This window comes from Chryseobacterium sp. BIGb0232, assembly GCF_024810195.1.
Classification (GTDB): domain Bacteria; phylum Bacteroidota; class Bacteroidia; order Flavobacteriales; family Weeksellaceae; genus Chryseobacterium; species Chryseobacterium pennae.
This window is the reverse complement of the sequence record NZ_JANUEH010000001.1, coordinates 570,752-597,402: the sequence shown is the minus strand read 5'-3', so window position 1 is coordinate 597,402 and position 26,651 is coordinate 570,752. Positions and strand designations below refer to the sequence as shown.

25 protein-coding genes are annotated in these 26,651 nt (G+C 36.0%); 9 read left to right on the top strand and 16 right to left on the bottom strand.

Annotated elements, in window-relative coordinates; translation table 11 throughout:
- Positions 1-134: 134 nt before the first annotated feature.
- The 3 genes from M2372_RS02580 to M2372_RS02570 all read left to right on the top strand — a co-directional run bounded on the left by M2372_RS02580 (position 135) and on the right by M2372_RS02570 (position 3,074).
- The gene (locus M2372_RS02580) at positions 135-398 is read left to right on the top strand and encodes a hypothetical protein (protein ID WP_228438611.1); all 264 of its coding nucleotides are present in this window, start codon (positions 135-137) and stop codon (positions 396-398) included.
- Between the two features lie 227 nt (positions 399-625).
- Entirely contained in the window at positions 626-2,014 is a 1,389-nt protein-coding gene (gene lpdA, locus M2372_RS02575) for a dihydrolipoyl dehydrogenase (RefSeq protein ID WP_115970638.1), read from the top strand.
- 259 nt (positions 2,015-2,273) lie between these two features.
- Positions 2,274-3,074 (top strand): patatin-like phospholipase family protein, encoded by an 801-nt coding sequence (locus tag M2372_RS02570; RefSeq protein WP_115970639.1) that lies wholly within the window; start codon positions 2,274-2,276, stop codon positions 3,072-3,074.
- A gap of 100 nt (positions 3,075-3,174) precedes the next feature.
- Here M2372_RS02570 and M2372_RS02565 read toward each other — a convergent pair whose 3' ends face one another.
- From M2372_RS02565 to M2372_RS02540, 6 genes are all read right to left on the bottom strand, one after another.
- The gene (locus M2372_RS02565) at positions 3,175-3,612 is read right to left on the bottom strand and encodes a hypothetical protein (protein WP_115970640.1); all 438 of its coding nucleotides are present in this window, start codon (positions 3,610-3,612) and stop codon (positions 3,175-3,177) included.
- Positions 3,613-3,914: 302 nt separating this feature from the next.
- Positions 3,915-4,619 carry an ABC transporter ATP-binding protein gene (locus M2372_RS02560; RefSeq protein ID WP_123318476.1) on the bottom strand — a complete coding sequence of 235 codons (705 nt, stop codon included), beginning with the start codon at positions 4,617-4,619 and terminating at the stop codon, positions 3,915-3,917.
- An 80-nt stretch (positions 4,620-4,699) separates the two neighbouring features.
- Positions 4,700-5,260 (bottom strand): hypothetical protein, encoded by a 561-nt coding sequence (locus M2372_RS02555; RefSeq protein ID WP_123318477.1) that lies wholly within the window; start codon positions 5,258-5,260, stop codon positions 4,700-4,702.
- 303 nt (positions 5,261-5,563) lie between these two features.
- Positions 5,564-6,046 (bottom strand): nuclear transport factor 2 family protein, encoded by a 483-nt coding sequence (locus tag M2372_RS02550; RefSeq protein WP_115970643.1) that lies wholly within the window; start codon positions 6,044-6,046, stop codon positions 5,564-5,566.
- A gap of 103 nt (positions 6,047-6,149) precedes the next feature.
- On the bottom strand, positions 6,150-6,848 hold the full coding sequence (locus tag M2372_RS02545; RefSeq protein WP_123318478.1) for a LytTR family DNA-binding domain-containing protein: 699 nt from the start codon (positions 6,846-6,848) through the stop codon (positions 6,150-6,152).
- Complete coding sequence (locus M2372_RS02540) at positions 6,841-7,905, bottom strand: sensor histidine kinase (RefSeq protein WP_123318479.1); 1,065 nt, start codon at positions 7,903-7,905, stop codon at positions 6,841-6,843. Before M2372_RS02540 ends, M2372_RS02545 begins: the two co-directional genes overlap by 8 nt.
- Before the next feature lie 183 nt (positions 7,906-8,088).
- On the opposite strand from M2372_RS02540, the gene M2372_RS02535 reads away from it, so the two are divergent.
- Positions 8,089-9,207, top strand: coding sequence for an acyltransferase (locus M2372_RS02535; RefSeq protein ID WP_123318480.1), 1,119 nt, complete (start codon positions 8,089-8,091; stop codon positions 9,205-9,207).
- Positions 9,208-9,217: 10 nt separating this feature from the next.
- On the opposite strand, the gene M2372_RS02530 is transcribed toward M2372_RS02535, so the two are convergent.
- Positions 9,218-9,427: a hypothetical protein gene (locus M2372_RS02530; RefSeq protein WP_123318481.1), complete on the bottom strand. Its 210-nt coding sequence runs from the start codon at positions 9,425-9,427 to the stop codon at positions 9,218-9,220.
- A 104-nt stretch (positions 9,428-9,531) separates the two neighbouring features.
- Here M2372_RS02530 and M2372_RS02525 point away from each other — a divergent pair, with 104 nt between their 5' ends.
- On the top strand, positions 9,532-10,680 hold the full coding sequence (locus M2372_RS02525) for a hypothetical protein (RefSeq protein WP_123318482.1): 1,149 nt from the start codon (positions 9,532-9,534) through the stop codon (positions 10,678-10,680).
- 158 nt (positions 10,681-10,838) lie between these two features.
- Here the strand turns inward: M2372_RS02525 and M2372_RS02520 are convergent, their stop codons facing one another.
- Positions 10,839-11,876, bottom strand: coding sequence for a serine hydrolase (locus M2372_RS02520; protein WP_185018701.1), 1,038 nt, complete (start codon positions 11,874-11,876; stop codon positions 10,839-10,841).
- A 4-nt stretch (positions 11,877-11,880) separates the two neighbouring features.
- On the bottom strand, positions 11,881-12,780 hold the full coding sequence (gene bla, locus M2372_RS02515) for a class A beta-lactamase (protein ID WP_123318484.1): 900 nt from the start codon (positions 12,778-12,780) through the stop codon (positions 11,881-11,883).
- Between the two features lie 426 nt (positions 12,781-13,206).
- Here bla and M2372_RS02510 point away from each other — a divergent pair, with 426 nt between their 5' ends.
- Together M2372_RS02510 and M2372_RS02505 are read left to right on the top strand one after the other, a co-directional pair.
- Positions 13,207-13,500 carry a DUF305 domain-containing protein gene (locus tag M2372_RS02510; RefSeq protein ID WP_228455643.1) on the top strand — a complete coding sequence of 98 codons (294 nt, stop codon included), beginning with the start codon at positions 13,207-13,209 and terminating at the stop codon, positions 13,498-13,500.
- Positions 13,501-13,725: 225 nt separating this feature from the next.
- A complete protein-coding gene (locus M2372_RS02505; RefSeq protein ID WP_148060721.1) occupies positions 13,726-14,274 on the top strand; it encodes a hypothetical protein in 549 nt (182 codons plus the stop codon).
- Between the two features lie 229 nt (positions 14,275-14,503).
- Here the strand turns inward: M2372_RS02505 and M2372_RS02500 are convergent, their stop codons facing one another.
- Positions 14,504-15,967 carry a RagB/SusD family nutrient uptake outer membrane protein gene (locus M2372_RS02500; RefSeq protein ID WP_123318486.1) on the bottom strand — a complete coding sequence of 488 codons (1,464 nt, stop codon included), beginning with the start codon at positions 15,965-15,967 and terminating at the stop codon, positions 14,504-14,506.
- An 8-nt stretch (positions 15,968-15,975) separates the two neighbouring features.
- The gene (locus M2372_RS02495) at positions 15,976-18,930 is read right to left on the bottom strand and encodes a SusC/RagA family TonB-linked outer membrane protein (RefSeq protein ID WP_123318487.1); all 2,955 of its coding nucleotides are present in this window, start codon (positions 18,928-18,930) and stop codon (positions 15,976-15,978) included.
- Positions 18,931-19,770: 840 nt separating this feature from the next.
- On the opposite strand from M2372_RS02495, the gene M2372_RS02490 reads away from it, so the two are divergent.
- Together M2372_RS02490 and M2372_RS02485 are read left to right on the top strand one after the other, a co-directional pair.
- Positions 19,771-21,276, top strand: a complete 1,506-nt coding sequence (locus M2372_RS02490; protein WP_228455644.1) for an adenosine kinase — start codon at positions 19,771-19,773, stop codon at positions 21,274-21,276.
- A 254-nt stretch (positions 21,277-21,530) separates the two neighbouring features.
- Entirely contained in the window at positions 21,531-21,926 is a 396-nt protein-coding gene (locus M2372_RS02485) for a nuclear transport factor 2 family protein (RefSeq protein ID WP_185018703.1), read from the top strand.
- Positions 21,927-22,079: 153 nt separating this feature from the next.
- Here M2372_RS02485 and M2372_RS02480 read toward each other — a convergent pair whose 3' ends face one another.
- The 5 genes from M2372_RS02480 to M2372_RS02460 all read right to left on the bottom strand — a co-directional run bounded on the left by M2372_RS02480 (position 22,080) and on the right by M2372_RS02460 (position 26,647).
- Positions 22,080-22,706 (bottom strand): intradiol ring-cleavage dioxygenase, encoded by a 627-nt coding sequence (locus M2372_RS02480; protein WP_123318489.1) that lies wholly within the window; start codon positions 22,704-22,706, stop codon positions 22,080-22,082.
- 91 nt (positions 22,707-22,797) lie between these two features.
- A complete protein-coding gene (locus M2372_RS02475; protein ID WP_123318490.1) occupies positions 22,798-23,631 on the bottom strand; it encodes a LytTR family DNA-binding domain-containing protein in 834 nt (277 codons plus the stop codon).
- Between the two features lie 138 nt (positions 23,632-23,769).
- A complete protein-coding gene (locus M2372_RS02470) occupies positions 23,770-24,552 on the bottom strand; it encodes an enoyl-CoA hydratase/isomerase family protein (protein ID WP_123318491.1) in 783 nt (260 codons plus the stop codon).
- Positions 24,553-24,629: 77 nt separating this feature from the next.
- A complete protein-coding gene (gene mmsB / locus M2372_RS02465; protein ID WP_123318492.1) occupies positions 24,630-25,511 on the bottom strand; it encodes a 3-hydroxyisobutyrate dehydrogenase in 882 nt (293 codons plus the stop codon).
- A gap of 47 nt (positions 25,512-25,558) precedes the next feature.
- The gene (locus M2372_RS02460; RefSeq protein ID WP_123318493.1) at positions 25,559-26,647 is read right to left on the bottom strand and encodes an enoyl-CoA hydratase/isomerase family protein; all 1,089 of its coding nucleotides are present in this window, start codon (positions 26,645-26,647) and stop codon (positions 25,559-25,561) included.
- Positions 26,648-26,651: the final 4 nt, after the last annotated feature.

Genomic DNA, 26,651 nt, shown 5'->3' with positions numbered 1-26,651 from the left:
AACAGGAAAAATATTGTTAAGCTATAGATATACTGCTTTTTAGAAGAAAATATTGGTACGATATATGTAAGATTAAAATGTAAACCTGAATGAATTTGAGTAAGTGATTGAATTCATTCAAAAATATAAGCATCATGAAAAAGTTATTGATTTCAACCCTGTTAGTATTTGGTTTATCGATGAATGTTTTCGGTCAGAAACATCCGCCGGCACCACCACACCCTTCAAAAAATGAATTGGTCAGTCTTAAGATGAAAGAACTGGATAAAAAATACAATACAGAAAAGAAACTGATACTGAATCATCCTTTAGCGACCAAACAGATGAAAAGGGATCAGATGAAGGCTTTAAATAAAAGATATCAGACAGAAAAACGATTGCTTAAACAAGTAAAATAATACGGATTTCTTGCACTTATTAAAATTTGATACGTAAAATTTTATAGAGGAAATTTTACGAAGTTTGTAGTTTAAAATAATTTTTGTTGAAAGAGAATGCTTTTAGTGTTCTCTTTTTTTGTTTAAAATTAAACGAAAATGGCTTATTGGTGCATTTTAAGATCAATTGGAGGAAACGTGAAACATCCAATATTTTTCCTTAAATTCGCATAAAAATTTTTAAAGTAATGAATTACGATATTATTGTCATTGGAAGTGGTCCTGGTGGATATGTTACTGCAATCAGAGCAGCACAATTGGGTTTCAAAACCGCAATTATCGAAAAAGAAAACTTAGGAGGAATTTGCCTTAACTGGGGATGTATTCCAACAAAAGCTTTATTGAAATCTGCTCAGGTTTTTCATTATATCAACCATGCTGAAGACTACGGATTAAATAAAGTAGAAGCAAGCTTCGAATTCCCGAATGTGATTCAGAGAAGCCGTGGCGTTGCCAGCAAAATGAGCAAAGGAATCGAGTTCTTGATGAAAAAGAACAAGATTGACGTAATTCTTGGTACTGCAAAAGTACAGAAAGGTAAAAAGGTTTCTGTAACAGATAAAGACGGTAAAGTAGTAGAATATACTGCTAACAACATTATCATTGCTACAGGAGCTCGTTCAAGAGAATTACCAAACTTACCGCAGGATGGTAAAAAAGTAATCGGATACAGACAGGCATTATCTCTTCCTGAGCAGCCAAAATCTATGATCGTTGTAGGTTCTGGAGCTATCGGAGTAGAATTTGCTGATTTCTATAATACAATGGGAACTAAAGTAACTGTTGTTGAATTTATGCCAAACATCGTTCCTGTAGAAGATGAAGAAATTTCTAAACACTTAGAGAAATCTCTGAAAAAATCAGGAATCGAAATTATGACAAACGCTTCTGTAGAAAGTGTAGATACAACTGGTGAAGGAGTAAAAGCTAACGTTAAGACTGCTAACGGAAACATTACCCTTGAAGCTGATGTATTATTATCTGCTGTAGGTATCGCTGCTAACATCGAGAACATCGGTTTAGAAGAAGTAGGTATCCAGACAGATAAAGGTAGAGTTTTAGTAAACGAATGGTATGAAACTTCAGTACCTGGTTACTATGCAATCGGTGATATTATCCCAACTCAGGCTCTTGCTCACGTTGCATCTGCAGAAGGAATCACTTGTGTTGAGAAAATCAAAGGAATGCACGTTGAGAAAATCGACTATGGCAATATCCCTGGATGTACTTACTGCCACCCTGAAGTAGCTTCTGTAGGTCTTACTGAAAAGCAGGCTAAAGAAAAAGGATATGAAATCAAAGTAGGTAAATTCCCTCTTTCTGCAAGTGGTAAAGCTACTGCTAACGGAAATACAGACGGATTTATCAAAGTAATCTTTGATGCTAAATATGGTGAGTGGTTAGGATGTCATATGATTGGTGAAGGAGTAACTGATATGGTTGCTGAAGCTGTAGTAGCTAGAAAATTGGAAACTACAGGTCACGAGATCATCAAATCAATCCACCCGCACCCAACAGTTTCTGAAGCGATCATGGAAGCAGCAGCAGCAGCTTACGGAGAAGTGATCCACATTTAATTTGATATACAGAAATTTATATAAAGAAAGCTCAGAGTAATCTGAGCTTTTTTTATAATTAACGATGAAGAAAATAATTTTTATTAGCAATTTTTTGTTTTGCCTTCATTTTTTGTTAGGTTTTTAATTGCCTATATTTAGGAGTATCCAGATAATATCTTACTCACTATTTAATAGTTTTATGTTAAAATAATTTTAAAATAAGCATATTTATAAAAATTAACCTGATTATATCAACCTGTTTTCTTACATTTATTCAATGAATTTTGAGAAAGTAGGACTTGTTTTGTCAGGCGGCGGTACCAAAGGAATTGCGCATGCAGGAGTATTGAAATTCTTGAAAGAAAAAAATATAGAAACAGATATCCTTTCCTGCTGTAGTGCAGGGTCTATCGTAGGATGTCTTCATGCTATAGGAAAAACTCCGGAAGAAATTCTGGAATTTTTTAATTCCGTATATTTTTTCAACTGGAAACATTTTGCATTCAATCAGCCGGGATTGGTTTCCTCAGTTATTTTCAGAAATTATCTTAAACCCATTTTTCATGAGATGAAATTGGGTGATCTGGATATTGACGTGAAAATTGTGGCAACAGAACTGGTGGGCGGAACTCAGAAAATCTTTGATAAAGATTTTGAGATTGTAGATGCTATCATTGCTTCCTGTTCTATTCCTGGAATTACCACTCCATATATCATCGGGGATGAAATGTATTGTGATGGCGGAGTCCTGAACAATTTTCCGGCAGATATCATCAGAGACGATTGTGATAAACTGATCGGAGTTTTTGTTTCCCCACCCAATGAAGCTAAAATTAAAGACCTGAATTCAATCAAAGCCATTGTTTCCCGCTCATATGATCTCCTTTCCTACAGGATCGAAAAGGTTAAATTTGATTACTGTGACTGGTTTATTTCTTCTCAGAAACTAGCAGCTTACGGAACTTTTGAACGTGGAAAAGATCGGTTAGAGCAGATTTTTGATATCGGATATCAAGCCGCTAAAGAAAGCTATGACGGCAGTCGTTTTCTGACAGAGCTGAAACAGGCCGGAACTTAGCATTACATAAAAAAAGGAAGCAGGAAGAAATAAACTTCAGACTTAAAAAAAAAACTGAATACCAGCCTTCTCCTTCCAGCTTCCTGTCCAAAAAATTATATTAATTCTTAACTATCTGTGCATCCTGACGTACGATTTCATTATCATTCGTATCATAGACTACCAGAGTATAAGGTGCTTTCTTGGCAGAATCGGTCAGATAGTTTCTCCAGACCTGATAACTGTGCCCTTGGTTATTAAAATTGAAATAATAATTGCCACCACTGCCATCAGGAATCAGTTCTCCGTCACTGATGATCATACTGGGTTTAGCTGTAATCTTTGCATTGGCGTTCCAGGATTGATACAGATAGTTGCCATTAGGTTGCTTATCAATTCTGATCTTAAATTTTTTAGTCTTAATGATAACGGTTTTAGGCACCTGCTGAAAAGCAGTATGTGAAACTATTCTGTTTTTTGGAATATCCGGAGTTTCTTTAGCATAGACAAAAGAAAATTGAGCTAAAGAGAAAGCTCCTAATAAGAAGTACTTAATCATTTTGTAATGGTTATTGGTTAACTTCTCAAACACCATCAAATATAAAGCCATTGTTTTTTGATGAGGAGAGAATTTTTAAGTTGTTGATTGTACTTTTAGGAATTGTAAAACCACTTGTGTCCAAAAATTTATAACTCTTGAATCCACCTCTCCGGACCGGATGAATATATCGTCTTTCTTATATTTTAGAATAATATAGTTTGGGTTCCTATGGAATGACAAGTACAATATATACTTTATCATTCCGCAGAAATCTATATCTAATAAAAGTGTTTCTATGGTACTTTTCTGAATCGGTATCTTTATTTGGTAACAGCGGTATAGCTTGCAAAAGCCTCTTCCAGGCTGTCAAATTTCCCTTTAAACTCATCAATAGGACAATCCTGCAGAATATTCCCTTTATGGATAAGAATTACTCTGGAACAAAGCGCTTCTACCTCCTGCATGATGTGTGTAGAGAGCAGAACGGTTTTCTGTTGCCCGATTTCCTTGATTACATTTCTTATTTCAAGAATCTGGTTAGGATCCAGTCCGTTGGTAGGTTCATCAAGAATTAATAGGTCAGGTTGGTGAATAATAGCCTGGGCTAATCCTACACGCTGTTTGTATCCTTTTGAAAGTTGGCTGATTCTTTTTGATTTTTCAGGAGTAATGCCTACCAGTTCGATGACTTCATCTACTTTAGATGCAGGGATTTTATGGATATTGGCAATAAACTGAAGGTATTCTTTTACATACATCTCCAGATAAAGCGGATTGTTTTCCGGGAGAAACCCTATTTTTTTCTTGCTTTCGATCTCATGTTCAGAAATGTTCAGTCCATTAAAAATAATCTGACCTTCATCAATCCTCAATGCGCCAACGATAGATTTCATCAGGGTTGATTTTCCGGCACCATTAGGCCCCAGAAGACCGATGATCTCGTTTTTATCAATAGATATGTTGATATTGTTTAAGGCAGTCTGTTCACCAAATTTTTTGGTTAAATTATTTATCTGAAGCGGCATAATTTTTAATGTCTTTCTGCAAAAATAAAATAAAAAAACTCATTCGATGGAATGAGTTTCGCAATATTTATAAATTATAATTATTTTTTTGCTTTTTTCTTTGCACCGGAAGCCGGAGTTGTGCCGGAAGCTGTACTTGCTCCTCCTTTTCTCATCATATCCTGGTTAGTACCGGCAGGCTTATCATACATGGTATATTTACCGTTTGTTCTTCCGAATACTTTTTCAACCTGCTTCTGAGTTAAAAACTGTGATTTACCCACATACTTTCTGTTTTTGTTGATGTATTGGATAAACTGTACAGTGGGCTGGCCATAGTTTTTCTCATAATGAAGTTCGATGATATCGTTGGGAAGTTCCAATACGATATTTTCTTCAGGTGGAGAGATAAAGCCATCTAAAATCAGTTTATAAAGTCCTGAAACGTCTCCATTCAGATTTTGGAATGAAAAAGCGCGGATTGTATTCAGGTTGCTGGTATTCAGATCCTGATAATTGACTGTAAACTTGTCTTCTTTTTTATATAAACCAACAGAGTTGTCTTTGCCGATTTCCACCAAACTTTCATTTTTCAACACTTTAATCTGAGAGAAAACTGAAATACCGAACATACATGTAATAAGTAGAATTATTTTTCTCATAGAATGAAATTTTAATGTTTTAGATATTGGTGCACATAAACTTACAAATAAAACGGCTAAAAAACAATTTTATTCGTTGAGACAAAAGTAATACTTTTTTTTAATATCCATACGGGATGATAGAAGAATGTTATCCATTTTGTATTGGTTTAATCCTGTTTTAATTTGTTGATTTTCAGTGTTTTAGATTTATTTTGAGTGGGTGATCTATGAAACGTTAAAATTAATCAAGGAAGTCTTTTTTACTGTGGTAATTCATTGATATTTAGTGGGTAAATTAAGAGTGGGAAAAAAATAATCAATTTAATGCCCATAGCTTACAACTCTTGAAATTTTCCAGCCATCAGGAGTTTGCTTCCAGATATGAACGAATTTGAATGTTCCACAATTAATTAAGGACCCATTTTCCAAACGGCAGAACTGATGGGTTCCTGTTTGTATGGCTCCATAGTCTTTGATAGGATATACCTCCATAGATCCTGGAACTAAAACTCTTCGGGTATATGCATAGTTTTTGGCTACTCTATCGAAGTTATCAATAGTTTCCTCATAGTTTGCCAAACCGCCGACATCATGGAAAAACTCAAGATCTTTAGTGAAAAAAGTTTTTAGTTTTTCAATATTTCCTGAATTGGCTGCACTAAAAAGGATACTGTCTCTCTTCATTATGGTAGTATATAATTCCTGAGAGACCGGTGTGTAGCCCTTTGATTGTGAAAGAAAGCTTGTACATGGTAAACAGGATAATATGATTAAAAGTAACGGAACAAAGAATCTATGTTTCATATGGAGAGGTTTATAATTGAATATACTTCAAAAGCATATCATATCTATCTTCAGTTAAAGGTAATCAATTAATCCTTTGTGGGTTATGAAAAGATAGATTTTTCTATTTATTAATGGAGCGTTTAGAAATAATCGTTATAAAAGTATCAAATTCAATTTTGTAACTTCTTCCTACAGGGACTTTATAGTCACCAAGATGCACTTCGTTATTGTTGAAAGCGGTAACGAATTCTGTATTGATAATGAAGGACCTGTGAATTCTTATAAACCCCTTGGATGCAAGAGTAGATTCCAGATCTGTGATCTTACTTTTTGAAATAAAATTTTCAGTTGTAGATAAAGTTACTTTGATATCATTTCCCTGGCTTTCAATATAAGCAATATCTGCAAGGGAAATTTTCCGATACATTCCTTCGGTTTTAAACAGGATGAAATCCTCTTTTGGAGGATTGACATGCCTCAGTACCCGTTCTACAGATCTGAAAAATCGCTCAAAAGTGATAGGTTTCAAAAGGTAATCTACGGCTTCCAGTTCAAATCCTTCAATTGCAAAATCTCTATAAGCCGTTGTAAATACGGTTTTAGGTTTTTGAGAGAGTGATTTCAAAAAATCAATTCCATTGAAGTGAGGCATCTGAATATCCAGAAACATAAGGTCTACCGGCTGATTCTGAAGGAGTTTATAGGCTTCAAGAGCATTCTCTGCTTTTCCTGTCAGTTTCAGATGATCGATTTTGGAAATATGATTTTCCAGTAATGTGGCTGCTAATGGTTCGTCATCTACAATAATACAGTTAATCATAGTGTGATGGAGTGGTTATTTCAATGGTAAAAGTATTGTTTTCCTGTGAGATACGGAAGGTGAAGTTTCCATGATAATAATGTTCCAGCTGTCTTTTAATGTTCTTAAGACCAATTCCTTTTTCATTAGGATGAGAAATCTTTCTAAAGGTATTTTCAACACTGAAAACAGAATGCTTTTCAGTGGTTTCCAGATTTATCTTTATTTCTGTTTGATCTGAGCTTCCACTAGCTCCATGTTTAAAAGCATTTTCAACCAGTGTAAGATATAACAATGGTGGAATAGCACTGGCAGAATTCAGTGTAATATTTCTGGTGATTTTTAATCTTTCATCATGATAACGAAGGCTCTCCAGGGCAATATAATCATCAATAATACTAAGTTCTTCTGCAACCGAAATCCATTTTTTCTGTCCTTTGTAAAGAATATAATCCAGGATATCAGAGAGCTGGCTGATAGATTGGGAGGTTTTCTCTGAATTACTGATAGAAAGCGAATAGATATTGTTCAGGGTGTTAAACAGAAAATGTGGATTAAGCTGAGATTTGAGTGATTTCAGTTCTAGTTCGGTCTTTTCTTTTTTCAGTTGAAGGGCATTTGCTTTTTCATCTTTATACCGCATAAAGAACATGATTGAAATAAAGATAAAAGCCCCACTGATAATCGGAAATGTATAATGGAACAAAAGATACCGGATATCGGTAACAATGCTGATAAAACTGTCTTTAGCTTCGTTGGTAAAAAAGGGTTCTGCAAGGTAAACAATAAAGAGCCTGTTGATTACAGAAATAATATAAAGGCTTAGAATAAGGTACAAAGAAAATTCAACATATTTTTTCTGGTCATAAAAACGCCGGATCAGTCCATAATAAATAAAATTGGCTCCCAGTATCTGAAAGATCCAATGACAAAAATTATACATCACCAACTGCTTAAACATTTCACCGTTGTAATCGTCATAAGTTCTTGCTATTCCAAACAAAAACAAAGCGATCCAGAAAAATAGCTGGAAGTATATATTTTGCCGGTTGTAGCTGGTTGTTCCGATCCTCATCATCGTCAAAAATAAAAAAACTTAAGATACGTCTGGCAGAACTAATGTGAAATCTGATAAAATAAGGATAAACAATATCATTTAAAGGGCAGACAGCTTATTGTGTGATTGGTACCGTAATTCTGGGTTTCTGAATATACGGCTTAAACGTATTCCTGATTTTAACAAGATTTGCATTAAAAAAATATGACAACAGAGCGTTCAGAAAGGCTTTACGGATTGGATCATCTGAGAGCATTGGCTATTGTACTGGTTTTACTCTTTCATTACCGGGCATTTAAGCATCCGGAATGGATTGACACTATTGGGAAATTTGGCTGGACCGGAGTTGATCTCTTCTTTGTATTAAGCGGTTTCCTGATCTCAGGACAACTGTTTAAAGAGATGGGGAATAAGGGGGCAATTTGTTTAAAAACATTTTATATGAAACGTTTTTTCAGGATTATTCCGGCTTATTTCTTTACTCTTTTTCTCTATTTTAGCATTCCTTTTTTCAGAGAACGGGAGGTTTTGCCGCCTTTATGGAAGTTTGTGACGTTCACACAGAATTACGGACTGGATGTGATTGATCAGGGAACATTTTCCCATGCCTGGTCATTATGTATCGAAGAACAGTTTTACTTTATTCTTCCCTTGTTTCTTTTAATGATAATGCCTTCGAAGCTATTCAGATATTTTGCTGTTTTGATTGTATCTTTTATTATATTTTCTCTAATCCTCCGGCTTATCATCTGGAATGTTTCTATTGCCGGAATGGATCATAGTGCTCTGGAATTCTGGCGTTCATGGTATATGAAAATATATTATCCTACCTATACAAGATTGGATGGTCTCAGTATAGGCATACTTATCAGTTATCTGATGCAGTATTCATCCGGTTTTAAAAGAATGGTTCACCACAATGGAAACAAACTTTTTCTTGCAGGAGTACTGTTATTGGGTTTTACATTTTGGGTTTGTAATGAACAGGCTTCAGAAATTGCTTCTGTATTGGGGTTTACATTGGTAGCGATAAGCTATGGGTTGATGGTTATGGCTGCTGTTTCAGAATCATCATTTCTTTCAGGATGGAGATCCGGTATTACTGCTGAACTGGCAGCTTTGTCGTATGCAGTCTATCTTTCCCATAAAGGAATTATTCATATGATTCAGGCTGTTTTTGAACAGTTCAACCTTGAAACTTCGGATATGGTATGCCTGATTGTTTGTTTGTCCGGATGTCTTATTGGAAGTTTGCTGTATAGGATTGTTATTGAAAAGCCTTTTGCTGATATTAAGCAAAGGATTTTAAAATCAGGAAAATAAAATGATGTATTTACTTTACAGGCTGCATAAGTCTTTCTGTTGCAGGTCTGGGATTTCTTCCTCTTTCAAACCCCTGAATAAAGAAACAGGCAATTAGAGAGAAGGTGATAATAAAGAGCAGTACAGACCAGATTGTTTTTTGAAGCCTTGAAACATTTAATCTGGATATAAAGAAAATACCCAGTGCAATGAATATAAAAACAAGTAATAATATTCCCATTTTTCCAGCTATATTTTGAAAAGATACAAAAAAGTAAATGATAATATTTTTGCAGTTGAAATAAATTGATAGATTTAATACGTTAAAAGTTAACTTCTTACTCTATGAAAAAAATAATATCACTGCTGGGTATTCTGATGTTTGTAATTTCCTGCAACGGGCAGGGAAAAGAATCCTATTGGAAAGGGCAGGAGGTCACGAAGGAAAGCAAAGAGCCGTTTCATGGAGTAACATTGGCGTATATGGAAATGATTGCAGAAATGCGGATTCATCTTTCTAAAAATGATGATTCTCTGGTTTTTACTTATCCTTATGAGAAAAAAATAAAGGTTTCTGAATTAAAATCTCTCACCGGATGCAGATTGAAAGACGGTGGGAAATTATTAGACAGCGTATATGATGTAAGGGTAGAAGGAGATCAGCTGAAGATTAAATTTTATTATATCGGAACGGCTTCCAAAGATAACCGCTTCTCACTTAACCTTGTCAGAACAGATAAAGCAAGCTATATTAAAGAAACGGAAATCCTGAAGAATGAGAAAAAGAGGGTGCTGGAGATGATAAAACCTGCTGATGTTTCCGGATTGGGAGTATCCATCAGTATTCCTGAATATTTCAAACCGGATATCAATATTAATCTGCTGAACCCTATTCAACTGGCGGAAGATTTGTGTCAGGTAAAAGGGATACAGACATTATCTTCTTCCGAATCATTTAAAGTAGGACAGGAAAAGTATAATTACCGTCAGTATGAATTAGTGAATGCGGATCAAGTAAGCCGAATAGCCGCTAGAATCGGGACGATTGATTTTCCGACGTTTAAATTAGTGACAAATCAGGATGGAAGCAGAACAGATGCCTGGATGGTTGGCAGAGAACGTTCAGATAAGAAAACAATTCAATCCATATTCAGATCTATACAATCAAAATATCCTAATGCAGATATTATTGCGATAGGAGCTCCCGAAATAGCACAAACAAAAGATGATGTTGTAGGAATTGCCTCTACATTCGGAGTTACAATGACTAACAGTAACGAAATTATAAGAATTTTAATCAGTATTCCTGAAGAGCTTTATGGCATAAAACAGGAGGCCACAGGTTCAAAAGAGGTCGCAAAAGCATTTGAATATTATATAAGCCTGATCGGGACTGCAGAAATACAGGTTAAGGTGATTTCAAAAAAATTGAATGATTTATTGAATGCTAAAAATTTTTCAGGAGACAGGCCCTATTTTTTATCGGAAGAGTAAGTAAAGTTCTTAGGACTTCAACGAATATTTCCTGTAGATTTTACAGCTCTTTGAGCAACAGTAACTGCTCTGTTAGTTGGATCTGCGAGAGGAAAACAAAAAGCGGCTTTCATAAGAGAGACCGCTTTTTATAGATTCAGTATTATTGTGAAGCAAAACTATTTTGAAGTAATACTTTTCAGTACAGCATTCTTGATGGCAGCTTCCTGAAAACTCCAATGTTCACTGTTTCTGGGCATCTGATTTTCAAGAATGATCAGGCTCATATCTGTAGACGGGAAGTATACATTAAGACAGGTAAATCCATCTCCAAGGCCAGTCACAGCATAGTAATCGAGCCCGGCTTCCCTGATGAATCTGATATTATATCCAAATCCCATATTCTCTTTCCCGAAAACATTATGTTGAGATGATGTAGAAGGAGTCAGTATCAGCTTTTGAAATGTTGAGGAAAGCAGTTTTCCCTTGAACAATGCCTGATCCCATTTTGCAAGATCTTCTACGGTGGAAATAACTCCGGCCGCAGATACGATATCATCATTTAAAAAGGAATTTTCGACCTTTTCAAATTGGTTATTATCGCTTCTGTAGCCTGGAACCAATGCCTGGTTATTTTTACTGTTATATACAAATGTCTTCTTCATATTCAGCTTTTTGAAAAGAGAATCAGCCTGGTCTGTAAAGGTTTTACCAGTTGTGTTTTGAAGAATTTCACCCAAAAGAATATAAGAAAGGTTTCCGTATTTAAACTGTGAGCCCGCTTTAAAAGCTGTCGGTTTATCAAGATCGGTAATCCCATGAGTATGATTCAGAAGATGATGGACTGTTATGGTATCTGCCCATGGCTGGGTAAGTGAAGGCAGATATTTTTTTATCGGAGTCTGAAGATCAAGTTTACCCTGTTCAGCAGCCTGTAAAATTAAAACAGCGGTAACCTGTTTTGAATTCGACATGATTTCAAACTGATCATCGGTTTTTAAAGCCACTTTTTTTTCAACATCTTTATATCCATTGGCTTTCAGATATTTTGTTTTTCCGTTTTGAGTAACCAAAACCACTCCATTAAATGTCAGTGGAGTAGAAGCCGTTATGATACTGTCGATCTTTTTTGAATACGGAGTTACTTTTTGTGCTTTTACAGAAACAGACTGTAATGTGAAGGCTGCAAAAATGAAAAGTAATTTCGTTTTGATCATAGGTTTATTTTTTGTTGTAGTGGTCATAAGCTGCTTTGGCAATAGCTGCAATAATGGCTTCTGAATTTTCAAATGTTTCATAAGTATCATGTACAAAAACAGCAATATAGATTCTTTTTTTATCTGAAAGTTCAATGATTCCAAAATCATTGATAGCCCCTGTCATCCCTGCTTTATTGGTAAATGAGGTTCCAGTACGATGGGCTGTTTTAACCTCTTTTGGAAGATGGCCTTTAAGTCTTTTAGCCCCTGAAACATTACCCAGCATAGTGGTATACAGCCACTTTGTAAGTTCCTTATTCAATATTTTTCCATTATAGAACTGGCCTAATAGCCTGATGGTCTCATTAGGAGTTGTTTTATTGATAAATTGAGAATCCCAATCTTTGTGCATGCCTTCTTCATCGTTTTTAATGATCACATCCTTACTATTAAGGAATCTTTCAACATACTCAGGCCCTCCAATCAGTCTGAGAAGGATATCTGTTAAATTATTATCACTTTGTGCAACCATCCATTTTATACACTCTTCTAAAGTAAGTTCCATGTTTCCCTCCGGATATTTTTCTTTAAAAGGACTATAGGTATCTTCCAGAAGCTCTTCTTTCTTAATGTAAATTTTTTGCTGTAAGGAAAGGTCACCTTTTTCTACCTTATTAAGAATAGCTAAGGCAATATGAAACTTAAAGGTACTTAACATAGGGAACAGTTTGTTCCCGTTGATCTCGACAATCTCTTTTTTTGGGGAGTCTGTGGCTAAAACGGCCACTCCTATATCTGCCTTTTTATTGGTAATGATAGATTCAAGAGTTTTTTTTAATTGCAGACCGGATGTATTCTGTGAAAAAAGCGTCAGGCTTAAAAATACAAAGAATGGAGTAAGAATAATTTTCTTTGATTTCATTTATTCAAATGGTTATTAAATAGATTTTTGATCTCCAAATATATGGATTTCATTTATCCGTTTTTTGATCTGTGCAATATTTTTAATTAATAAGACTCGTGATGTGTTTTCTTGGGGGAACAAACTATTTCTGTGTAATAAGAAATTGAACCAAAGGTATATTAAATATAAACTTTCATTCTTTCACACATAATTTTTAGGAATAATACCCGTTTAGCATTCATAAGCTTTATGATTGTAAGCATAAGATCCATTAAACATATGTTTGTATTTTTATAATCAACATTTGAATGAATTACAGGATGTTCAAAAATACTCAATGTAGGGGCGTTTTGTATTGATGGCGCTGGCCATGTTCATCACGATGTATCTGATGATGTTTGCGATGATAGACAACCTGCGGAACCTTATTCCAAATCTCAATACATGACTTCATTAATGGTGTCTGTAATGCTGTTGATTGAGATATGGATTATGAAAAAAATGTACACCAATTCCAAGCTCAACTGGTTTATTGTTATTATAGCACTTATAATTGGCATTTTTTCGTGGATTGGGATCAGAAAACAGGTAAGTGTTGGAGACGAGCAGTTTGTAAAAGGAATGATTCCCCACCATGCAGCCGCTCTGATGATGTCTGAGGGAGCAAAGCTCACCGATCCGGAATTGATAAAGCTGCAAAAAAATATTCTTGACACCCAGACAGAGGAAATAAGCTGATGAAACGTAAGCTTCAGGAACTGGAAAAAGATAAATAAGAAGAAAAGATTAATTCTATTGGTCATCAAATTGTATGAATAGCATCATTTAAAATAAATGGTGCTATTTCTTTGATGAGAAGCTGTTGTAAATTTTGCAGCAGATTCATACTTTTTTTATAAATTGTCCATCACTGAAAAAGGAAAAATTAATGATCATTATAAACAGGCTGATAAACCATTTTCTATGAAACACAGAGTATTGCCAATTGCTTTTGGGCTGAATTCATTTTACCTGTCAGTTTTATATTTCCGGATGTTCTGGATTTCAGATGAAGTGAAAACAGAGTTGCTTTTGACTTATAAATATATGCTGTATTCAGTGTTTTTTGTTTTTCCTTTGTTCATTATTTCAACACTTATTCTTACAAAAGAGTTTAAAGCCGGGTTTTTTCTGAAACTTTTGGTTTGGCTGTTAGTGGCTGCTATGCCTGTTCTTTATTTTTGGTTCTTTGATTTAATGAAAGAGAAAGAACTGCTTTACGGATACCTGATTACGCTCGTGCAGTGTCTGGTTCAGTCCAAAATAGTAAAGGATGATGAGATGATCTCCAGGGTTGCCGGGGTTTTTTCTGCAAAGCTGATCCTTTGGTTTTTCATTTTACTGGTATCATTATCTTTTCATACGTTGTATTCCGATCTCCCGGCAAGTATGCTGGCAGGGGGAATCTATTATCTCTGTGTCGGAATTCTTGATATTCTGGTCGTCAGGTATAAATTTATTACAGAAAAGTAAATGAATAGTTTCTCTGTATAATGCATCAGCAGGTAACATCATTTACAATTAAAAGCAACTATGAATTTCAATAAAAAGTTTGATAAAAAATGTTCTGCAAATCTGTCTTTTCTTTTGAGGAGATTTGGTGATTCAAATAATTCTGAATATACAATAAAAAGGCACCGTCTAAAATAAACGATGCCTCACTTGAAATATATTAAAATTGTTTTTTGCTGTGTTCTGTCTGCTAGTTCTGTTTGATTTGTGGGTTATTATTAATCTCTTTATTCGGAATCTGGAATATGAATTTATCTGTTGTCAGGTTAAACCTTCCAAAGGTGTGGTTTGTTCCGGTGTATACTCTTTCCAACGGAGTATTTAATCTCTTCATATCAAACCATGCATATCCTTCGCCCCACAGTTCAATTCTTTTTTGCATAATAATTTCATTGATCAGTTCAGGTCCTGTTTTTGTGGAAAGGACATAGGCGTTATCTCTTTTGGATGCGATTTCGAACAAAACTTGTCTGGCTTCAGCTTCTCTGCCTTGTCTTGCCAGGGCTTCAGCTTCAATATAATACAATGAAGAAGCTCTGATGTAGATATAATCTCCTTCAAACATGCTAGGGTCTTTAAACTTCCAGCTTACATAGGCAGGATAATTTTTTGTTTTCCCGTTAAAGCTATATTTGGAAGGCTGGCTGCCGTTGAATACTTTTTTACGGTAATCTGTATCAGGAATCGCTTCATACAGACGCTTATCAATAAGCTTATAGATCTGAGCAGCTCCTGCATACCCTTCATTGGTATTATCAAACATAGAGAAGAAAGACGCATAATAGTTTCCGGTACTCATCGTAGAAATCGTATTATGGAATCCCCAGATTACCTCAGGATTACTGAGATTGGAAAATCCAGTCGTGGTATAATCGTTTTCTGTCATCAGGGCAATACCTTGCTTACTGTCTGCAGCATATTTTCCGGCTTTTGTATAATCTCCTGTTTGCAGGAATATATCAGCCGCGATGGCTTTAGCGGTTCTTTGATCGATCTGAGCTCTGGATGGGCGGGCAAAACTTTCCAAAAGAACAATAGATTCTTCAATGTCCTGACCAATCTGAGCATAGACTTCTGCTATCGTTGATCTTGAAAGTCCCTGGCTGGGATTATTAGTAGTAAGAACTAATGGAAGGCCAAGGTCAGATGGATGGCTTTTAAAATCTTTAGCATAAAAGCGAATCAGATGAAAATAAGAATAAGCTCTTAGGGCAAGCAGCTGTCCTTTAATAGCTTTGTTCTTAGGGTTTGTATCATCTTTCAAGTCATTAAGAAGCTTATTGATAATGAATATTCTTGCATAAAAAGTGGTCCATACGATTTCTGAAGCCAAATTACTCGCATTGGTAGCTTCATAATTATAAAACATTCCCAAATGCTGATTTTTTGCCTGGATCACATCATTAGACATTAAATCGGCACCTGCCTTTATTCCCATAATACCGAAATCTGAATGAGATGAGATGTTTCCTCCGGCACCATTACTGCGAAGATCAAGGTAAATTCCGCCAAGGATCTTTTCCGGCTTCGACTGATCATCATTCAGCTGCTCACCGGAAATATCACCCTCCGGTAATGTATTGAGATCATTAGCACAGCCGGTTGTGATAAGACCTACGGCTAAAGCTGATATAAAGTATTTTATTGCTTTCATAATTTCTTTTAAAATGTTAGTTTAAAACCAAGTGAAACACTGGATAGTAAAGAGTATTTATAGGCATCAGATACCCCTGTTAATGCAGCTCTCGGATCATATCCCTTTCTTTTGGACCATAAGTACAGGTTGTTTCCTGTAGCATAAATCTTTAATGCTGATAAACCAATCTGTTTTATGAAAGTTTCAGATAGCTGATAGGATAAAGTCACATCCTGAAGACTGATATAATCGGATTTGATCAGATAAAGTGTAGAATTTTCATTCTGACTGGTCGAAGTAAGATCTACACGCGGTAAATCAGCATTGGGATTTTCCGGAGTCCATGTCTTATCAAGATCCGTTGAATAATTGGAAGCATAAGCATCAGAGTGGAATAAACTTCTGTAGATGTTGTCATACCCGTATCCGCCAAACTGATAAGCGAAATTAAGAGAAAGATTGAGCCTTTTATAGGTAATATCTGTTCCAAATCCACCATATACTTTAGGGATAGCAGATTTTCCTGTGTTGTAATCACTGGCTTCCTTAAAATTATTTGTAACTGTTTTTACAACTTGCTGAGTGGCTGGGTCAATAGAATTTTTATACCATAATGCATCACCGTTTACAGGATTTACTCCTGCAAATTCTTTCAGATAATAATTATATCGGTCACCACCCTCAGTTAAGATAAACAATCCTGAAACCAGTCCTGTAGCTCTTTGTTCGGCAGGCAATTTTGTAATCTTGTTTTTATAATGGGTAGCATTGGCATAGAAATTCCACTGAACGTCATCTGTACGGAGAATATCTACACTAATGTTAGCCTGAACTCCTTTGTTGTACATATCTCCGATATTTCCATATTTCACATAGGAACCAGAATTGGATATAGGCAGTGGAAGAGTATAGATCATATCCGATACCTTTCGTTCAAAATAATCCGCATTCAGATTCACTCTGTTACTGAACAAAGCAATTTCAAAACCGGCATTCAGGTTTTTGGATGTTTCCCATTTTAAGTCTCTGTTTCCTTGTTTCTTCAGAGAAAGTACAGGTTTTCCATCACCAAAATCATTGATTCCGTAGATGTCCTGATAAGCGTAGTAATCTCTTGTAGTGTTATTCAGAAGGATGTTGTCATTGCCCTGTTGTCCGTAAGAAGCTTTTAACTTCAAAGCATTAATGATGCTGTTGTCTTTAAGGAAATCTTCCTTGGCAACATTCCATGCAGCTCCTAATCCGTAAAATGTACCCCATCTGCTTTCCGGAGCGAAGACTGAAGAACCATCTCTACGAACATTCGCGTTAAAGAAATACTTATTGTCATAGTTGTACAGTAATCTTGAGAAATAACCTTCTACAGCATATTCATATCCGTTTCCTGACAGTTCTGTGATCTTTACGGCATTATCAAAAGATGATGAATCCGGTAATAAAAGCTGTTGTTTGGTTCCTGAAAATCCTTCGTTCTTCGTTTTATTCAGTTCATGACCAACAAGAATATTGAAGTTGTGTTTATCAAATTTCTTCTGGTAGGTAAGCAATTGCTGATGATTCAGCGTATAATTAAATATAGATTCATGAGAAATTGTTCCACCCACAGATGAAGACGTTCCCCCCAGTGTATTCCCGAACTGAAGGTTTTTTAAATTTTCAAGATAAGCCCCGAAATTGTAAGTGAAATCCAATCCTTTGATGATTTCATAATTTAATCCCAGATTGGCATTGGTGATATTACTGACCCTTTGAGATTTATCCTGTTGAAGATTTCCCACTGGATTCTCAAAAACAGCGTAGGATCTTGTAGAGCCATTAGGGCCTTGTCCGTCACCATAATCATATAAAGCATTTCCGTGGTTATCATAGAGCTGTTGGTAGTTATCGTTTCTAAGAAAAACCGGATAAAAAGGAGCTATATTTCTGGCAAACTGAAATGGATTGGAAAAACCTCCCGTTTCTCCGAAGTTCTGCTTGCTGTATGTATAAGAAAGCGCCGTTGTTAATTTCAACTTTGGAGTGATAGAGTAGTCCACATTGGATCTGACTCCGAATCTTTCAAAACCGGATGAAATAAGATATCCCTTATCATCCAGATAATTTAAAGAAGTATATGATTTTACCTGATCCCCACTGGCGTTAATCCCCACAGTAGCTTCTCTTCTGAGAGCAGGTTTAAAAAGTAGTTTTTTCCAATTATCCTGATAAAGTAGTTTAGCTTTAGAATTAAAAGAGCCGTCCTGTGCTATGAGTTCATTAAAGGGAACATTGTAAACATTATATCCCAGTCCGTTCAGAGCAGTGATTCCTGCTGCATGAGGAGTATTCCCGGAAGGAATAGCACCTGGTTGCAGTGATTTTGCAATTTCCCCGATTCTTCCTCTGTTATAGTAGGCAGTATAATATTCCTGTGGTGAAGTATATACTGAGTAATCCTCAATAGACCTGAAGTTAACCCCGGTTTTTACATCAATATCAACACTCAGTTTTTTGTTTTTTCCTCTTTTGGTATTCACGATGATGACTCCATTGGCTCCTCTTGAGCCATATAAAGCATTGGAAGAAGCATCTTCCAGAAAGGAAATACTCTCAATATCTGCTGAAGAAATACTGTTCAGGTCACCGCTGTAGGGAATCCCGTCCAATACAATTAAAGGATCACTGGATGCATTGATAGAACCAATACCTCTCATTCTTATCGTAGGCTGAGAACCCGGCTGACCTGAAGAAATTACCTGTACACCGGCAACTTTACCACCAATTCCCTGAAGAACGTTTCCGTTTTGAAGATTCCCCAGATCTTTTGCCTTTAATGACTGTACCGATCCTGTAATTTCTTCCTTTTTTTGCTTTCCGAAGGCAACTACCACCACCTCTTTGATGGAAGTCTCCTGCGAAAGACTGTCTTTTTTCTGTGCAAAGCCATATTCAGCGAATAAGAGTACGGCCAATACACCAAGTTTGCATTGTTTTTTTCTCATTATATTAATCTTAGGTTTAAAAAAATTGAATGTGTGTAGTACGCTTTATCTTCCGTTTAGGAAAAAAAGAGATCCCTGCCTCCCTTTTGTAAGGAGGTGTCAGAAAGAAAATGTTAAAATAGAGGAGGTGTACCCGGATTAAATCGGCTTTGAGCTTATCGGGCTTTAATTCCTACAATAATGTGCATATTTCTTCAGGAATTTATGGCATCATCATTTTACACATCATAGATTCAAAGCACATGCTCTTAGAAGTAATATTGTGCTGTGAAAGGCCTTTTCCTGTACAACCCTTATGTTGAACAGAAACTATAGCCATGATAGTGTATAGGTAAGAATTAAAGTCATTCTTATTCATGAGAATAGAGTTTTATTTTTTTAACTGGGTCAAAATTATCTAATAATTCATAAAACTTTGTTAAAAGAAAGTATGAGAAAAATCATATTAGTCTACTAATTAAGTAGGGTAATTGAATAAATGATCTTGATTTGATCTTAATGTATTGAAAAACAGATTGTTATTTTGATTTAAAAATATGAATGTCAAATCAAAAAAGAATCATTTTAGCTGATGAATAATATTTAACACATAAAGTCTATTGTTTTTGTAGACTTTTTGTGTATTTTACGCCCGATTTCTTTTCAGGGAGCCTTATCCCACTATCCACTCATACTCCTCACACCGGAGCGAGGGAAGGATTATGAAGATGAAAAATATGTCGTTAAAAGGTTGATCATTTGTTTTTTTTCAGATCGAAACTCTTTTACAAAAAAAATAATTATATTTTTGAATACTGTATTGGCAAAGTCTTTTTTGTCATAATGCAGGTTACTATTATTATGAGAAAATACCTTACCTATATATTAATGTTGGGGTTTCCTCTGTTGGGAGCCCAAACTAAAGTGGCTGAAAAATCCACTTATCAGGAGAACTGGACATCGCTGGAGAGAGAAAATGCAGCCATGGCCTTTGATGCCGATGTAAAATTATCTGATGCCGAGATTGCTTTAGACAAAAAATTATTCCAGATAAGAAAACAGTTTCTGAGTGAAACTGAAAAACAGCAGATTCCTTTATATAACAGTTCTTTTAATGAAATAAAGCCATTAATAGAATCCAGTAAGCTGTTTAAAATTATTCAGACAATGCCCAAAGGTGGCCTGCTGCATACACACAGTGGCGGTCTGGCTAATGCCGAATGGCTGATAGCAACGGCTAGAAAATATAAAGAATGCTATGTATATGATCAAAAAGACAGTGATAAATTTATTTTTGGGCAACTGGGCTTTTTTGAAAACGGAAAAGTTCCGGCAGGATTTGTCAGTCTTGATCAAAAGCTGAATTCAGATGCCGGTTTTGAAAAGAAACTGCATGAACTTCTCCTTTTGAAACGTGATAATCTTTGTTCCTATAACAATTATTGGATTGAATTTGAAAAGCGTTTCCAACGGATCAACCTGCTATTACCTTATCGCCCTTTCTTTAAGGAATATTATCTGAAAGGGTTTCAGGATTTGGCCAAAGATCATGTGCAGCATGTGGAGATCAGGTATGTTTTTGATGAACTTTATGATTTTGAGCATGGAAAATATCCATTGGAAAAATCCATTACAGATCTGCAGGATATTGTAAAGCAAATGCGTCAGTCAGATCCTCAGTTCAGTCTGAAACTGATTTATTCTAGCTTTAAGTTTTTAGATTCTGACAGCATAGAAAAACAGCTGGAAATTGCTTTTAAATTAAAGAAGCAATTCCCGGATATGATTTCCGGTTTTGATCTTGTGGCCGATGAAGCTGCTGGAAATAGCATCAATTCTTTCCAGAAAAACTGGACAAAAATAAATGAGATCACTAAAAAGTCAGGAGTGGAAATGCCATTGTTTCTTCATGCGGGGGAAAGCAATTCTGTTTTCAATAAAAATGTACTGGATATCACCTTGCTGAATAACCAAAGAATTGGTCATGGTCTGAACCTGATTTATTTTCCAAAATCAATGGATCTGATTAAAAAACAGAATAAACTGGTAGAAGTAAGCCCGATCAGTAACCAGGTCCTTGGATATGTGAGTGATATGAGAAATCACCCGGCAAGAGTTTTACTGAGCAATGGTGTACAATGTTCTATTAATAGCGATGATCCGGCTGTATATGGTTATGAAGGATTAAGCTATGATTTTTGGGTGGCCTATGTATATTGGGAATTGGATGTGAAAGCATTGAAGAAATTGGTTTTCAATTCAATTAATTATTCTTCTTTGAATAAAAATGAGAAAAAATTAGCTGTAGAATCCCTGAACACAAAATGGAATGATTTTGTTCAAAAAACTAATCAGGGGCTTAATTAATACTTAATGAAAAATAGCTGATCGTTTTTTTGATTATCAGTTTTATGAATATTAAATAGCATCATTTTAGAATGATGCTGTTTTTAGATATGATAGTTATTTGATTTTAACAAAAATTTTACATCATAAAAACTCTACTGGGTTTTGCTTTCAGAGGTTCTTTTTTTTCTGTTAAACAGAGAATGTTTAATAAATAACTATGTCTTTTTCAAATATTAAATATACTTTTGACGAAAATGTATAATCTATTGAAAATGGAAGATTTTAACAGGAAAACCCAAGCCGGAGCAGTTGCTTATTTTCGTTACTGTATAAAAAATGGAGATGTTGAAGGAGCATTGAGCTGCTTTCATCCTGAAGCTGTTTATATTGATCGGGATGGGAGAGAGCTAAGAGGCCTTGAGCAGATACAGCCAGCTATGGATAGTATATGCAGGTTACAATTAAATATACAGGGGGAAACTCCACATGTTACAGTGATTGATAATTTAGCAATGTGGCTTGACCGCTGGGAAATGACCGGGACGGCTCCTGACGGACAGCCGATAAAAATGATCGGTCATACTTCCTGCATCATGAAAAAGAATGAAACCGGCGATTGGCTATGGATTGTAGATAATCCATTTGGTTCAGCAATACTTAATCGTTAGTTTTTCAATTTTAAGATATGATTCGGGCAGGCATCTCTGATGCCTGCCCGAATCATATATATTCAAAGCTTCTTAACATACCTATGACTTCTCATGTTGTTGTGAGCCATTGTCTTAGATCAGGAAGTTGATATGCAGTAGAATACATTTAGCTTATTTATAGTTCGGTATGTTTTTTCCCAGAATAATATTTCTTTTAACCGTCAAGATTTTGTTTTCTGTATAAGGTTTTACGATTCCTGATCCACCTCTATTGGGGAGTTTATTTCTTTTTGTCTGTGTGAGTGAAGGATCATCATCAAACAGGTATTCATCCAGATAATATTCATTTCTGTCAGATTCTTTAATAGTAATATGAATATGTTCCGATTCGCTGCCATCAGGATAAGCTGCAGGTCTGAACGTATAAAAGGTGTACCGGCCATTCTTTCCTGTTTTAATCCATCCTCTTATAAAGCCGTGTCGTTTGGACCAGCCGGTTTCGTTGCCTTTAGTAGGGTAAATTCCCTTTCTATTGGTATGGTAAATGTAAATAATGACATTTTCAGCAGGCATTTTTCCATCATTTTTGAAAACTGTTCCTGTTATTTTTAATTTCGGTTCATTGTATTGAAATCCGGGAAGAATATCAATGGAAGTCAGTTTTTTATTTCCGTATTCAAAGAGAGCTTCACATCCTTCACAAGGGCCGCCAACGTTTTTACTGTTCTGATTCTGACATGACGCTAAGCCTGATCCTATCAGGAAAAGCCATGTCATAATTTTACTTTTAAAATCCATAATATATCGTGTTAAAAATGATTTCCCGATAAAATTATAGACAGAAAAACAGATATAAAAATGAAATGCTTTATCCTGAGGAATAGATAGTCTAACCCGATGACCCTTTATGGAAAAGGTTTTTAAAATCAGCTGCATAAGTCCGGCTTAATCTTACTACAGAACCGTTTGACATCTCCAGATCATAATCTCCGTTCAGACGGGATCTGAATGATCTGACTTTGGACAGATTAACCAATACAGATTTATGTACTCTGATAAACTGGTAAGCATCCAGCTTACTGTGGATGGATTTCAATGTTTCTGAATGCAGATACTTCTTATCATTAACATGAATTGAAACATATGGTGTAGCAGAAGTAATCTGCAGAATATCCTCCACATTCACAATGATATTATGTTTTCCGTTTGTAATAACAAGAGAGTTGGATTTAAGTTTTTCAGAGGGAACAGAAATCTCGTTTTTAGACATTCCAAAATATCTGTAGCCCAAAACAACCCCAGTATAGACTGCCATCAATAGATATAAATCATGGGTCAAATTATAGGAGAAAAACTTGAACCAGTCATATAGCCCTTCATAGAAAAGTATAGAGAAAAAGGTTGCCAGACAAGGCAATATAAAAAGATGGGCTGCAATCGGGGCGAGGATCAAAACAATAGTTTTTGACAGGCTGGTAAAGGTTTCATATTTAAGCTTTTGATACAAGACCATTACAGTAGGAAGGTATAAAAACCAGACTGTTTTAAAAAGGAAAGACTCGCTGATATAAAAATGATATCCACCTCTCTTTGATTCCAGAAAATCCTGAAAAATGGTCAAACCTACAATTGTCAGTATAATTCCGGAAAGGACCAGAAAAAGTGTTTTGACATCTGGGGAAAGACTTCTCTTTATTTCGTTATTTGGAACTGGATATATCATCTTTCTTATTTTATTATTTGCTCTATTGGCAAAACATGTTATTCCCTATCAAATTTAATAAAAGAAATTGATAATTAAAGATCTTCGTGTCCTGAAATACAGGGCTTTGTATAGAGGCTGTTTAGTTTGTTTTCAATATTATTTACCTGTAAAAGCAGGATTTCTTTTTTCTATAAATGCTCCGATTCCTTCATGATGATCCTGAGTGTCAAATAATTCACCAAATAAAACAGCTTCCTGCTTCAGACCATCTGTGATATGCAGCTCAAAACCTGTATTCAATGATTGTTTTGCTTTGGCTACTGCTACAGGACCTCTTAAGGCAATGGTTTCGGCTAATTTTTGAGTCTCATTCAGTAATTCTTCCGGGGCAAAAACGCGATTAACAAATCCAAATTCCTTACAGGCTTCTGCAGAATAAAATTCTCCTGAGAATACCATTTCTCTGGCTTTGTATAATCCGATGGCTCTTGGAAGTCTTTGTGTTCCTCCAAAACAAGGCAATAGCCCCAATGTAACCTCCGGTAATCCGAATTTTGCTTTTTCACTGGCAAGGATGATGTCGCAGGATAATGCTAACTCACAGCCACCACCTAATGCAAAACCATTCACAGCTGCTATCACAGCAAACGGTAATGTCTCAATAGCGTTAAATGCAGATTGTGCCATTCCTGAAAATTCTTCTGCTTCTCTTGGGGTCATTCCCTGCATTGCTTTAATATCTGCACCGGCTACAAAAGCTTTTTCACCGGAACCTGTGATGATTAAGACCCGGATGTCTTTATTCAATCTGATTTGATCTGCAAATGATTTCAGTTCCTGTAAGACTGTCGTGTTCAGTGAATTTAATGCTTGCGGACGGTTAACTGTCAGTGTTCCTATATGTCCATGTTGCTGGAATAATAATGTTTCGAAATTCATTTTTCTTGAGTTAAAAGTTGAGAATAGAAAGTTTTATTAAGTGGTTCTGTTGAAAATTCAGTTTCAGTTTTCCACTTTTACTTTCCGTTTAATAATTGGATAATGCTGGAAAAATCTACTGTCCCGTTACCAGCTTCACTCCATATTCTATATAAGTTTAAAGCGGCGTTTCCCAGAGGAGTAGATGTTCTGGTTTCCAGCCCTGCTTCTGCTGCCAGTCCCAGATCTTTGGTCATGAGATCTACGGCGAACCCTCCGGTATATTCTCTTGATGCGGGCGCATTTTCCAGGACTCCCGGATAAGGATTATATACTTCCAGTGACCAGTTTCTACCGGAGCTTTTCTGCATGATTTCACTTAGTGTTTTAGGATCTAGTCCATGGCGGGTTCCCAGATTAATGGCTTCTGATGTTCCGATCATATGAATGGCCAGTAACATATTATTACAGATTTTGGCCACCTGACCGGCTCCGGAATCCCCTGCATGGAATATGTTTTGACCCATACATTTTAATATTGGTCTTGCCTTTTCATAATCTTCGGTTTTGCCGCCTACGATAAAGGTTAAAGTTCCGGCCTGGGCCCCGCTTGTTCCTCCGGAAACAGGTGCATCTATCATTTTACAGCCTTTTGAAGCCGCTAGCTGAGCCACGGCACGGGCGGTAACTGCATCAATGGTACTGCTGTCAATCAGTAATGTATTGGGTTTTAAATTACTGATAAACTCTTCAGAATATAATTCAGCAACATGCTTACCTGAAGGCAGCATTGAGATGACTACATCTGTATTTTTAGAAGCTTCTGAAGCGGAAACGGAAGTCTGCCCACCTGCAGAAACCAAAGCTCCCAAAGCTGTATCTGAAAGGTCAAATCCAGTAACGTTATGGCCTTTTTTTATTAAATTGGCCGCCATAGGCCCGCCCATATTTCCTAATCCTATAAATGCTATATTTGACATGATTGTTTTTTAAAAGGTTATAAAAATTGATTAATTGTAACTGGAGGTTAAAAATTTACTTTCCATTCTCCAATGATCCATTTAAAATAAGAGTCTATCCATTCTCCGGTAATATCATCAAGGGTTGCCGGATGCCACTTTGGAGAGTGGTCCTTATCTACCAATAAAGCCCTTACTCCTTCAGCAAAATCAGGATGAACACAGCATTGGCAGGATAGATTAAGTTCAGACTGAAAAACTTCTTCCAGATTCAAATTTTCACCCTGCTGCAGCTGCCTGAAAATAATATGAGCAGAACTTGGTGAACCTGCATCAAAGCTTTTAATCCCTGTATTGATCCATTCATCTTTTTCAGGATAACTGCTTAATATTTCTCTGAACTTTTCCAGAGTTTCTGCTTTTTCAAATTGTTGTATAAACGTTTGATGGGCCGCCGCATGAGATTCCGGGATACTCACTTGCCTAGATATGTTTTCTAAAATATGAGTAACAGTTTTATGAGGATTTTCTTTCCAGTTGGCCTGCTCCAATGCATCTAGTATCATATCTTTTGAGGAAGATTTTATGTAATAATCTGCTAATCCCAGAAATTTGCAGTCTGCTCCATCTAATCTTGCTCCGGTTAGACCCAGATAAATGCCATATGCAGAAGGCATTTTATTCAGAAACCAGGTTGCTCCTACATCAGGATATAAACCTATGGTAATTTCAGGCATTGCCAGCTTGCTTTTTTCCGTAACAATACGGTGTGAAGCTCCGGTCATAATACCGATGCCACCACCCATCACAATACCATGTCCCCAAACGATAATGGGCTTAGGATAGGTATGGATGGTATAATCTACCTGATATTCCAAAGAAAAAAAATTAAAACAGTCCTGTGGGATTTGAGTCGGATCTATTGCTCTTTGTGCGATGATGGCATTATATAGTTGCCTCACATCGCCTCCGGCACATAAGGCTTTTTCACCTGCTCCCTGAAGAAATATGCAGGCTACATCTCCGGATGTTTTCCATTCTTCCAAAACGGCTGCTAATTCTCTGATCATAGGTAATGACAGAGCATTCAGTGTTTTCTCTGAATTCAGAGTAATAATTCCGGTTTTGTTTTTTATTTCTGTAAGTATTAAACTCATGATG